10 protein-coding genes and 1 pseudogene are annotated in these 11,096 nt (G+C 59.5%); 1 reads left to right on the forward strand and 10 read right to left on the reverse strand.

Features of this window, described 5'->3' with window-relative positions:
- Together NKJ89_RS34840 and NKJ89_RS34845 are read right to left on the reverse strand one after the other, a co-directional pair.
- A partial coding sequence (locus NKJ89_RS34840; protein WP_352608950.1) for an ATP-binding cassette domain-containing protein occupies positions 1–417 on the reverse strand: 417 nt, incomplete at its 3' end.
- On the reverse strand, positions 410–889 hold the full coding sequence (locus tag NKJ89_RS34845; RefSeq protein WP_352608951.1) for an oligopeptide/dipeptide ABC transporter ATP-binding protein: 480 nt from the start codon (positions 887–889) through the stop codon (positions 410–412). The genes NKJ89_RS34840 and NKJ89_RS34845, both read right to left, overlap by 8 nt.
- Positions 890–1,381: 492 nt before the next feature.
- On the opposite strand from NKJ89_RS34845, the gene NKJ89_RS34850 reads away from it, so the two are divergent.
- Complete coding sequence (locus tag NKJ89_RS34850) at positions 1,382–3,547, forward strand: heavy metal translocating P-type ATPase (protein ID WP_352608953.1); 2,166 nt, start codon at positions 1,382–1,384, stop codon at positions 3,545–3,547.
- A 526-nt stretch (positions 3,548–4,073) separates the two neighbouring features.
- On the opposite strand, the gene NKJ89_RS34855 is transcribed toward NKJ89_RS34850, so the two are convergent.
- From NKJ89_RS34855 to NKJ89_RS34890, 8 genes and pseudogenes are all read right to left on the reverse strand, one after another.
- On the reverse strand, positions 4,074–4,544 hold the full coding sequence (locus NKJ89_RS34855; RefSeq protein ID WP_352608954.1) for a hypothetical protein: 471 nt from the start codon (positions 4,542–4,544) through the stop codon (positions 4,074–4,076).
- Between the two features lie 67 nt (positions 4,545–4,611).
- Positions 4,612–6,432, reverse strand: a complete 1,821-nt coding sequence (locus tag NKJ89_RS34860) for a peptidoglycan D,D-transpeptidase FtsI family protein (protein WP_352608955.1) — start codon at positions 6,430–6,432, stop codon at positions 4,612–4,614.
- Positions 6,433–6,436: 4 nt separating this feature from the next.
- Entirely contained in the window at positions 6,437–7,162 is a 726-nt protein-coding gene (locus NKJ89_RS34865; protein WP_352608956.1) for a transglutaminase domain-containing protein, read from the reverse strand.
- Positions 7,163–7,184: 22 nt separating this feature from the next.
- Complete coding sequence (locus tag NKJ89_RS34870; protein WP_352608957.1) at positions 7,185–8,432, reverse strand: lytic murein transglycosylase; 1,248 nt, start codon at positions 8,430–8,432, stop codon at positions 7,185–7,187.
- Positions 8,429–9,325 carry a hypothetical protein gene (locus NKJ89_RS34875; RefSeq protein WP_352608958.1) on the reverse strand — a complete coding sequence of 299 codons (897 nt, stop codon included), beginning with the start codon at positions 9,323–9,325 and terminating at the stop codon, positions 8,429–8,431. Before NKJ89_RS34875 ends, NKJ89_RS34870 begins: the two co-directional genes overlap by 4 nt.
- 111 nt (positions 9,326–9,436) lie before the next feature.
- Positions 9,437–9,745, reverse strand: coding sequence for a hypothetical protein (locus NKJ89_RS34880; RefSeq protein WP_352608959.1), 309 nt, complete (start codon positions 9,743–9,745; stop codon positions 9,437–9,439).
- A gap of 505 nt (positions 9,746–10,250) precedes the next feature.
- A pseudogene (locus tag NKJ89_RS34885) lies at positions 10,251–10,446 on the reverse strand (ABC transporter permease); the annotation flags it as partial.
- A gap of 84 nt (positions 10,447–10,530) precedes the next feature.
- Positions 10,531–11,096 (reverse strand): oligopeptide/dipeptide ABC transporter ATP-binding protein (locus NKJ89_RS34890; RefSeq protein ID WP_352608960.1); only part of this gene is annotated, 566 nt, incomplete at its 5' end.

Below are 11,096 nucleotides of genomic sequence, written 5' to 3' on the forward strand. Positions count from 1 at the left end.
TGCAACCAGGTCCAGAAGCTCGGCGATGCGGCGCCGGCGCTCGACTGACGAGCCGAAGCGATGGATCTGCAGCGGCTCCTCCAGCGTCTGGTAGACGCTCTGGCGGCGGCTCATCGACCCCAACGGGTCCTGGAAGACGAACTGGACTTCGCGGCTGAACGACTTCCTGTCCGATTTCAGCCATTCGGCGCGATCCCTTCCCCCAATCAGGACGGTGCCTTCGCTCTCCTTCTGCAAACCGACGATGGTGCGCGCCAGCGTGGTCTTGCCGCAGCCGGACTCGCCGACAATGCCGTGGAACGCGCCGCGCGCGACCGTCAGGTCTATGCCATCGACCGCCCGCACCGCGCCGGTGCCCGAACGGTTGGCGAAATGCACCTTCAATCCCTTGACCTCGATTGCCGCGGCATCAGACATGGACGGCGATCCCCTCTCGTTTCAGCACGACCGGGCAAGCCACGCGGTGCGGGCTTGTCGACGCGGATATCGTCTGCAGCGGCGGCCGGTGCTGCCGGCAACCGGCTTCTACCAGTTCGCAGCGCTCGGCAAACCGGCAACCCGGTTCCAGCCGGATCTGGTTTGGCGGCAGGCCCGGTATCTCGCGGGTCGCCGCGCGCTCGTCGGCACGAAAATCCGGCACCGATGCGAGCAGCCCGCGCGTATAGGGATGGACCGGCCGGGTCAGCACATCCATCGCCGTCCCCTCCTCCGCCACCTGGCCGGCGTAAAGGACGATGACGCGGTCGGCGACGGAAGCGACCACGCCGATATCGTGCGTGATCAGCACGACCGCGATGCCGTCCTCGCGCTGGATCTGACGGATGAGCTCCAGGATTTGCGCCTGGACGGTGGCGTCGAGCGCCGTCGTCCGCTCGTCGGCGATCAGCACGCGCGGCCGGGCCGCCAGCGCCAGCGCCTGTCACCGAAGCAACCTCGGAAGCCTCGATCCGGCCAGGGAAGGCAAGACGAGCTATCCTTCACGTTGGCGCCAGGCCAGGGTGCCGAAGTCAAGCTCGTGAGGCGGCAGGGTGCCAAGGCAAACTTTTCCTGGACAGCTGACGGTGGCGTGGTGAACTTCGAGACGCACGGAGATGGCGGGCAGTTCGTAAGCTACGAAAAGGGTCGCAGCGTTCCCGCTGACGAAGATGCCATTGAAGCCGCCTTAGATGGAAATCACGGTTGGTTCTGGCGGAATCGCGGTGACAGAGAAGTAACGCTGACCATCACGAGAAGGGAACTACATCGACATCAAGCTCACATCTAGTGCAATACAAATTCGTGGCAGCCTGTCGCAATCGATCGAGGCCCGCATGGGCTTGCCTGAACAGGGCACCGGCGTGGTCTAGCCCGTCTTCCAGAGCACACGGGTGCCCCCCCGATCATGCACTCCCTGGTGCTGTGCTTCTCGATCGGCCTTGCAATCACTCTCGTCACGGTCGGGGCCGCCGCTGCCCTGAGCGTCCTGCGCGACCAGGCGTTGGTCGCGGATCTCGACCGTCACGCTGGGCTCCCTATTTCTTCAGCATTCTCATCATCGCCGTGGACCTCTATGTCGGTTACCATGGCTGGACAGGACGATCCGCCGCGGGAGCCTGATGCGCTCATGCTTCAAGCCAAGACCGCAATCCGAAATAGCGAGCCAATCATGAAATCCGTGATAGCAAACACCGAAAGCGTTGCACTGGCGCCTAAAGCGCCTCCATCGGGTTGGCGACTGTTGATGACGCGCGAACGTTGGTTCGAAGTCGCGCGCATCCTGTTTACCGGCTTGATGGCGTTGCTGTATTGGCAGCAGCTCATTCCAATACAAGCCTTATGGGTGGCCGTTGCCATCGGCTTGTATCCGCTCGTCAAGACCGGCGCCGTTGACCTCGTAAAAGAGCACAAGATCGGTACCGAGATATTCATCACCATTGCCACGGTGGTGGCTCTGATCGGGGGCGAGAGCGTCGCCGGCGCGGTCCTCATGGTAATCATTTTGATCGCGGAGTTCATCGCTGATCTGAATATGGAACGAGCGCGAGCCTCGATCAAAGACCTGATCGGCTCGGTGCCGCAGGTGGCGCTTATGCGGGACGCAGGTGGCGAACGCAAGGTCCCGATCGAGAATCTGCGCGCAGGCGACGTTGTCTTGGTGCGGGCCGGCGAGAAGATCCCGGTCGACGGCACCGTCGTCGGTGGAGCGGCTTCGGTCAACGAAGCATCGATCACAGGAGAGAGCATTCCGAAGGACAAGAGCAACGGCGCCGGTGTGTTTGCCGGAACCTTCGTCGAATCCGGCGCCCTGGACATCGAGACCGAGAAGGTTGGTGCCGACACCACCTTTGCCCGTATTATCAGTCTGGTCGAGAATGCCGAAGCGGAACAGGCACCCGTCCAGAAACTGGCGGATAAGGTCGCGTCATGGCTGATCCCCGTCGTGCTGATCTTCCTCGTTGCGGTTTATCTTTATACCCGCGACGTTCGGATGATCGTCACTCTGCTGATTTTCACATCGCCTGCCGAACTCGGATTGGCGACTCCTCTGGTGATTATCGCAGCCATCGCGCGAGCCGCACGCAGTGGAATTCTGGTCAAGGGGGGCGTCTATCTGGAGTCTTTGGCCAAGGTCGACGTCCTGGTGTTCGACAAGACAGGCACCCTGACGGCGAACAAACCGGAGGTTGTCGGCGTGGAGATGCAGGACGGCACGCTTTCGGAAGCTGATCTGATCAGCCTTGCCGCCGCCGCCGATCGGCGCTCCGCTCACCCCTTGGCGAAAGCGGTCGTCGACTATGCCGCCCGGATCAAAATCGATGTCCCGGAACCGGAACAGTACGAGCAGTTGCAGGCGCGCGGTGTGAAGGCGACGGTCTCCGGACGCACCGTGCTGGTCGGGAATGCATCGTTGCTGCGCGAGGCCGGCGTGCCGCTTTCCGATGCGATCGAAAAGGGCGGACAGACGCCGGTTCACGTCGCGGTCGATGGGAAATTCGCGGGCGTGATTCTGATTGCCGACACATTGCGACTAGGTGCGCGCGAAGCGCTGGCAAAGCTCCGTGCAACCGGGATCAAGCGCATGGTGATGGTGACGGGTGACAATGAGGCCACGGCGCGGACCATCGCCAAGGAACTCGGCGTGGATGAAGTGCGTGCCAATCTGATGCCGCAGGACAAGGTCGCCGCCATCGCCGAACTGCAAAAGCAGGGCCATCGCGTGGCGATGGTCGGCGACGGGATTAACGATGCGCCGGCGCTTGCACGCGCCGATGTCGGCATTGCGATGGGCGGCGGCGGCACGCAGGCAGCGCTGGAAGCCGCCGATATTGCATTGATGAAGGATGATCTGGCAAGAATTGTCAGCGCCCGCGCGATTGCGCGACGCGCTTACCGGACAATTCAGGAAAATATCTTCGTCGGTGTCGGTGTTGTGCACGTTTTAGGCATTACCGCAGCGCTGATGGGCTGGATCGGTCCCATCCAGGCAGCGATTTTGCACTTGGGGCCAGATGTCCTGGTGTTCCTGAATTCGGCAAAACTGCTGCGCGTTCGAATCCAAGATGTTTAGCGCATCTCTTTGGAGCCTAAAGGCGCTTGCAGTTCTTTGGACGGCAAATGCGTCCAATTCGCATCGTCCCCGAAACCGGGCAACCGCAAGCAGAGCACGCTTACCGCTGGGGCGCTGGTGGCGGTGTGCCGCCAAAGCACCCAGCCGCATACCCGATCAGAAGCAATATCACGATCACGGCTGCCGCACCGTACCAGCCGCCTGCCCATGCAATTCATCGTTATTCCAAATATCGCGCTGCGCCTGGCGAGCCCGCGATTTCTTCGATCCTTTGATGGTTTCGTGACGAGCGACCCATCTGATCCCCTGATGACGGGCTAGGCCAAGATGGGATTCCTGAGAAGCGCGTAGGCCTGCCTGCCGAGACTCTCGATTGCAGGTCACGGACGCCGCAAGCGTTTGTGATGATCAGGACAAGCGCGGGCGAACAAGCGTTGGCGCCCGCGTGACTCCTTTTCAGCTACTTAACTGGGATCATGAGATGTGCGTAGGGCATGCCCGGCCATTCACATAGGGCTTGGATTTGTCAGGCTTGGGATCGACCGGATAGCCCGCCATCATGTCCATGGCATTGACGATCATCACACGGGCCGGTCTCTATCCAATTGTTGCCTTCCTCGGGCTTCGTCGCATAGGGATCGGTGTTGCTGCCATCGGTACCGCCGGACAACATGTACATGAAGCCAACCTTGCCCTTGGGCGGTTTCTTCTTTTCCATCCATGCCATCGCCCATTCCATCGAGTTGGCATCGCCGCACATTGGGTCCGGACCAGGTGAAGCCGGTTTCCCGGCATGCACTTGCACTCGCGCAGGATGCGCATGGCGAATTCGACTAGCCGGCGCGATCTGCGAGAGACCTGTCGACCATGTGGCTACCATTTCTTTTTTGTCGCCGTCGGACGGTTCCCTACCATTGCACCAAGGACAGCGCACCGCCGCCTTTGGCAATTGACGCTTGCAGGCGAGGCAGACACGCGGTGCGCTGTTCTTTCTCATAAATTGCCCTCGACGTTGAATTCTCGATAAGAGTGCGCCGCTTTGCGGCATCTATTCATACGATCAGTTAGTTGCACTCAAACTGCCCCCCGGTAGGGGTGGAAACCGCGTTAGCCTGTGTTTGGGATGACTTGCATCCTATAGGAGCGGTCGAGCGTTCCGCGGCAACTAGATCGAAGAAAGGATCTTTAGGTAAGAAGCGTTCAATCCCCCATGCTCCTAACATGACCATCTCCGGAAATGGGTTCACCGGGGGCTCCCGGTATGGGACGACAGATAAGAGAGGAAGCGCTCGCTTCATGATCTCACCCGTCACTGGTACGGCATTCCACCCGGATGTCCTAAAACCAAACGTTTCGGGAAGCGGCTTTGGCTCGTCAAGGATCGTAAGAAACAGATATCTTGGCTTATCGGCCGGCGCTACACCCATGAACGATGTTAGTACGCGGTCGCTCGAATAACGGCCGTTGACGACCTTTTCCGATGTGCCTGTCTTGCCTCCGATGAAGTAGCCCGGCACATCAGCCTTTTTGGCGGAACCTATTTCCGCATTAAGGCGCATCAAGAAACGCATGGCCTCGCCGGTTTGGCGGGTAATGACGTTTCGCCGTATGATACGGCCTTCAATCGAGGTCCCCTTGATGAAAGTCGGGCGGATAAGATCGCCGCCATTCACCAGGGCCGTAATCGCCATCGCAGCTTGTAGCGGTGCCACCGCTATACCGTGTCCGAAGGCTGCGGTGGCCGTGGTGAGCTCCCCCCATTTGGCAGGAAGGATTGGCTGCGCGTTTTCTGGGAGTTCCGTGACTAGGCGGTCAAATTGGCCCAAGGATCCTAGGAATGCCTGATGCTTGTCTATACCGACGCCAAGCGCCATCCGGGCCATGGCAATGTTGGAGGAATGGATAAACGCTTCCGGTACGTTGAGCGGGCGGTTCTGGCCGCGATAGTCACGAATTGCCATGCGTCCGAACCGCAATGGCTCACGGGCGTCAAGCATGGAATGGATATTGAATGCTCCCGATTCCAAGGCCATGGCCGTTGTCATTGCCTTGAATGTGGAGCCCATCTCATAGGTGCCTACGTTGATGCGGTTGATCCGGTCAGGGTTCAGCGCATCGGCCGGGGAGTTGGGATCAAAATCCGGTAACGACGCCAGCGCGATGACTTCGCCGTTCCTGACATCGAGGATCAGGCCAGCTCCGGCAAGGGCATCGAAACGCTTGATCGCCTTCGTCAGTTCGTCAGTCAAAGCGTGTTGAACGCGCAAATCCACGCTGAGAATGACAGGAGCAAGATCGCTTCGGTCGAGGTTCAAGCCGGTTTCTCTGAGATCCTTCAGGCCCTGCTCGTCGATCCAGCGTTCAATGCCCGCAACGCCGACATTGTCGACATTCACAGATCCGAGAACATGTGCGCCGGTCGTGCCGTTGGTGTAGAGCCGCTTGGTCTCGTCGCGGAATCCGACGCCCGGAATTCCGAGGGTCCACAACCTGTCCTTCTGGGCGGGTGTCGCTACCCGTTTGATCCAAGTGAAAGCGGCGTTGCCTTCAAGACGTTTTCGAAGGTCCAACATGTCCAGGTCTGGGAAGACCGCCATCAATCCTTCCACCGCCTCGTCCAGATCCAGGATGCGGCGCGGCTCCGCGTATACGGACAGACTTGGTATATCCATTGCGAGCGTGGCGCCTTGTCTGTCGACGATGTCTGGGCGCGCGACCGGGGGCGGAACGACAGGATACGTGCGTTCCGGTCCGCTCTGATTTCCAAGCCATACCAATCGTATGCCGATTGTACTGAAGAGGCAGGCAAAAACGGCCATCACCAAAGCCACTCGAAACCGCGCCTGCTTCGCTCGATTGCCCACATGGGGGAGAGAATTAGCCATTGTGTTAACCCTTCGCTGAGCCGATGCGAGCGCGAACCTCGTCGGTCCAGGCATTCAAAGCGCGGTTGAAAGCCAATGTGCGGTCCCGCTCCGGCCAGTTGATTCCGAAATAGGAATAGAGATCGGTTCCGGCTTCTACGTCTCCGCGACGGACGATTGTGTCAGCTTTGCTCGTGATCCCGAGAGTCGGCCCGATTCCGTCCCAGTCTGCGAGGACTGGGAATCCTGCCGCGCCCAGCGGCGGATCCCAAGTCGGATCGACCAAAGCCATGGCGCCATCGATCCTCACTTCGACGCTGTCGTGAATCCCGCGGGTTTCCAGAAGCGGCTGGAGGACAGAACGAGGTACGGGCAGATCTGCCCAATCAAAAGGAACTTGTACCGGCCGAGCGTGAAAGTCCCAGGCACGCATGAGGCGCAGGAATGCCGCAGACTTGTGTCGGCAATCTCCCCGACCGAGCGTGAACAGGCTGTCGGGATCACCCTTCCAGGCAGTCAGCTTGTAGGGGACATTCCGAACGATATGAAAGGCCGCGATGTGTCGATCACGCTTCGACAGTCCGACCCCCAGCCTTTCCACCACCCATTCGGCCGGAATGGAATCGCCTCCTGCGCGACGGCGAACGATTTGCTGTTCTGCTTCGGCCACACGGGCCGCCACCGTGCTCGCAGTTGCTTCCTGCGCCGCCGCCTTGTTCGCGACGAGCGCAGTCGCGCCCGCTCCGATCAAAAAACTCCTCCTGTTCATCGTTTCACTCAACAAACAGGGCGTTTTGGGCGCTGGCCCGGAGTTGTTGCAGCAATCGCCTAGTCGGAAAGGCGTCCGGGCGCATATTCTGCTGCCGCTGGAAGCGCGCGATCGCCTGTCTAGTCAATTGGCCGATGCGTCCATCGATCTCCCCCACGTCGAACCCGCGTTCCACTAAAAGAGCCTGGAGTTCCCGCCTTTCGGAGGCCGAGAGGGGGAGGACGCCTGTAGGCCATTCCGAGAGAAAAGGCTGTCCGCCGGCAATTTGGTCGGCAAGGTGGGCAACGGACAGCGCATAGCTGTCGGAGTTGTTGTACCGTTTGATGACATCGAAGTTCCGAAGCAACAGAAATGCTGGTCCAGTGGCTCCCGCGGGCAGAAAAAACCTTGCCGGATCGGCGGAACGCGGGAAGCGCTTGCCGTCTGCGCGTTCGACGCCGATACGCTGCCACTCTCGCAGTGAAGTACGATCCAAGGTCCACGCCTTGGCGTAATCGAAATCGGCCGGCAGCTTCACCTCGTAGCCCCAGGCTTCGCCGTGCCGCCAACCGTTCTGCTTGAGGTAATTCGCAGACGATGCCAGGGCATCTGGGATCGTGTTCCAGATGTCCGCGCGGCCGTCGCCGCTGAAGTCTACGGCATAGGTGACAAAGCTCGACGGCATAAATTGTGTCTGCCCCATAGCTCCGGCCCACGACCCGACCATCTGTTCGGGACGAACATGGCCGTCGCGGAGGATTTCGAGAGCAGTCATTAACTCGCCTCGAAAATACTTACCGCGATAACCTTCATGGGTCAGCGTGGCGAGCGCTTGCACGACGTTGCTGCCGCCGACAAATCCACCATAATTCGTTTCGATTCCCCATATCGAAACAATGACCTCGGCTGGAACACCGTACGCCTTTTCGATCCGCCCAAGTTCGGCCACCCATTCTGCCAACCGAATCCGCCCGGTCTCGATTCGTTGAGCGCTCACGCGTTTTTCAACGTAGTCCTTGACGGTTGACACCGTTTCCGGCTGCTCTTTCGTCAATTCCATGATCCGAGGGCTGAGCTCAAAGTTGCCCAATGCGTCGTCGAACACATCGCGCGGTATGCCTCGCGCCTTCGCCTCTGACCACAATTCTGAGACAAATGCACCCTGGCCGCCGGAACTCGCCGCGGCAGGCACTACCGCCACGGAGAGCAATGCAGCCACAGCAAAGACGAGGGACGAAGCGACTGCGTTCCATTTCTTGGATACTGTTTTCATCTCAATTCGCCTTCGGTTAGACGGCGCTTCAAGTTGGGCGCATGCCGTCCTTCGCTGGATTGTCGGCGGTCTTCTACCGAAGGAGCGTCCTGCTTTTCGAACGCGACGACGATGCCGTTCATGCCACCAAGATCACGTTGTCTGGTTTGCACCAAGCCGTTCGCCAGCGCGCGGAACTTAAGCAGCTCGCTATATTCAGGTTGGTGGTTGAAGATCAGCAGGCCCCCGTTTCGCAACAACGCCGACGCGGCATTCATCAAGGACTTTGGATCAGTCTCGAAATAGACTGCAGCCTGCGAATAGAGAATGTCGACAGTTGCATTCCGAATGCCCTGCTCTTCCAAAACGGATAGGCCGGCGGCAGTGACGAAAGGATGCTCGACCAATCCATTCGGCAAAGTTTGATGCCACCGCGTGAGATTCGTGAAATGGAGAAAGACCCTTCGGCCGATAGCGTGATCGAAATGTCTCGCCAACCCCGCGACATCGCGCGATCGGCCTTCGCCGGTCTTATTAAGCCCAGCCCAGGCACCGCCGATCTCAAGGTAGCGCAGAATGCCGTTTGACTCGAAACGCTGGTTCGCTTCCGAAACAAGATCGAAACCGAGTTCTTCCGCCAGCCGGAATGATCCGCCGCTGGATGTCCACGCCCCGTCATGAACGGATGAAACTATCGCCTTGGCGAGAGATCCGGTCTCGTTGTGGATTGCCCGGAGATATCTGGGAAGGTTCCGCCGCGGCGGAATGGGAGTGTTCGGGCGTAAGAGCTGGGCTTGAAGGTCTCTCTTGACGCCCATCTTTATCGATCGCCAGGCGACAGGGTCTGGCTCGTAACCAATGAGATCGAAATTGCGTAGAATTGCTCTACGCGCATGTGCGGCTGCAGCAAACATGGTGATGGATTTCCGCTCGGGCAAAAACGGTCGATCGTGACAGATCGACGGTGAGCACCGAGCGAAATTGAAAGAGGCGCGTCGCGCGCCTAGACGTTTGCGCTCAGTGCGTCAGCACCGAGCGGAGTCCGGCGGACGATCAAGCGCGATTGAAACATCTGAGGCGGTAGTTCGATCGAACACTCTGCCATACTTCATCGACGAGCCGACAAAATCGACCCCGCCATCGAAGATCATCTCAGCATGATGATCGTGGTGGGTACCCTGGTGTGACACCTCGTCACTGTAGGTATCGTCGCCGTCATGAACATGGCTGATTTCCAGCCGAGAGTTGTCAACTCCATGAAGCGCGTTCGGATGCGTCGCGAACGACACCATCATCACAGCAAGTGCGATGATGGTGACGATCAGGCGACGCATGCGCCAATCTGAGCCGGTAATCCGCATAAACCCATTTTGCATCATGACGTTAATCAGTAGTTAAGTCCTGCGGTCACGTTTCGACGATTCACTGAGGTCACGGTTGATGATTGCTGCTGAAGTAATAGGCCCGGTTTTGGGCAGCAAGGTGGCACGCCACCATGTGAACGTGGCGCAGTGCCAGTGCCTCCACACGGCAGACATCGACCGTCACGGGGAAGCGCGTATTGAAACGGAAGCCTGAAAGCGGGTTGCTTGGGCTAAACACTTTAGGCGGATCGTCCATAAGATTACGCGGCGGCCCGCCCGGATTTGGGGATCGGGTGACGAAAACGCGGAAAGAAGCGCCTGCCTAAAGAATGTGCTGCTTTTCGAAACAGCAGTTACGCCACGCGCACCGTCTCGACGGGAATGTGCCTGTTGTCGGTACTCACTTCTAGCCTTTCCCCTGAAGCCGAATGCGAGGATATAGGAGCGTCAGAGCAAGGTCCGAAATCAACAGCCCCATGCCGCCGACCCAGTAGAAGTCGCGAAGGACGGGCGGCTGGTCGAAACCGTATTCGGCTCGCAGGCGTTCCGCTTGCCATCTCGACGCCTTCGCGCTGCGCGCATTCCGGCGGCGTAGCTCTCGAAATGGTTCCCGGGCGGCAGTTCGATGATGGTGAACACCAGCGCCGAGATACAACCAGGGTCGGGACCATGACTGCGAAACGCCAATAATGTACTGCAGCTTTGCCCGCACCCCCGTGCCGTTATCAATTTGCCTTGCTCATATTGATCGAGCTTTAGAAGCTTGGGACATGGTCTGTGTCGGTCAAATGACAGGCTGCAACGCCGCCATGCGGTACGGATCGCAGCATCGGTTCCTCGACCCGGCAGACATCGATCGCCACCGGACAGCGCGTGTTGAATCGACACCCCGGAGGCGGCGCGCTTGGGCTCGGTGGGTCGCCGGCGAGAATGATCCGGCGGCGTCCCGCTTCGATGCGGGGATCGGGAGAAGGAACGGCCGACAGCAGCGCCTGGCTGTAGGGATGGGCCGGTTCGCGAAACAGCGGGCGGGTCAGGCCGGCCTCCGCGATGCGGCCGAGATACATTACCGTCACGTCGGAGCAGACCTCGCGCACGATAGCCAGATCATGCGCGACAATGACAATGGTCAGACCAAGCTGCTTCTGCAGCGACGTGAACAGGTTGACGATCTGCGCTCGGATCGAAACGTCGAGCGCGCTGAGCGGTTCGTCGCAGACCAGTATGGATGGTTTGAGGGCGAGTGCGCGCGCAATCGAAACGCGCTGGCGCTGGCCGCCGGAAAGCGAGCGTGGAAGCCGATCGAGCACCGTCTCAGGCA

This window comes from Mesorhizobium sp. M0047, from assembly GCF_040323315.1.
Taxonomy (GTDB): Bacteria; Pseudomonadota; Alphaproteobacteria; order Rhizobiales; family Rhizobiaceae; genus Mesorhizobium.

Bases quoted from the DNA above. Each gene is read 5' to 3' on its own strand.
- NKJ89_RS34850 (WP_352608953.1), top strand. From the start codon at position 1,382: ATGCACTCCCTGGTGCTGTGCTTCTCGATCGGCCTTGCAATCACTCTC.
- NKJ89_RS34855 (WP_352608954.1), bottom strand. From the start codon at position 4,544: ATGAGAAAGAACAGCGCACCGCGTGTCTGCCTCGCCTGCAAGCGTCAA.
- NKJ89_RS34860 (WP_352608955.1), bottom strand. From the start codon at position 6,432: ATGGCTAATTCTCTCCCCCATGTGGGCAATCGAGCGAAGCAGGCGCGG.
- NKJ89_RS34870 (WP_352608957.1), bottom strand. From the start codon at position 8,432: ATGAAAACAGTATCCAAGAAATGGAACGCAGTCGCTTCGTCCCTCGTC.
- NKJ89_RS34875 (WP_352608958.1), bottom strand. From the start codon at position 9,325: ATGTTTGCTGCAGCCGCACATGCGCGTAGAGCAATTCTACGCAATTTC.
- NKJ89_RS34880 (WP_352608959.1), bottom strand. From the start codon at position 9,745: ATGCGTCGCCTGATCGTCACCATCATCGCACTTGCTGTGATGATGGTG.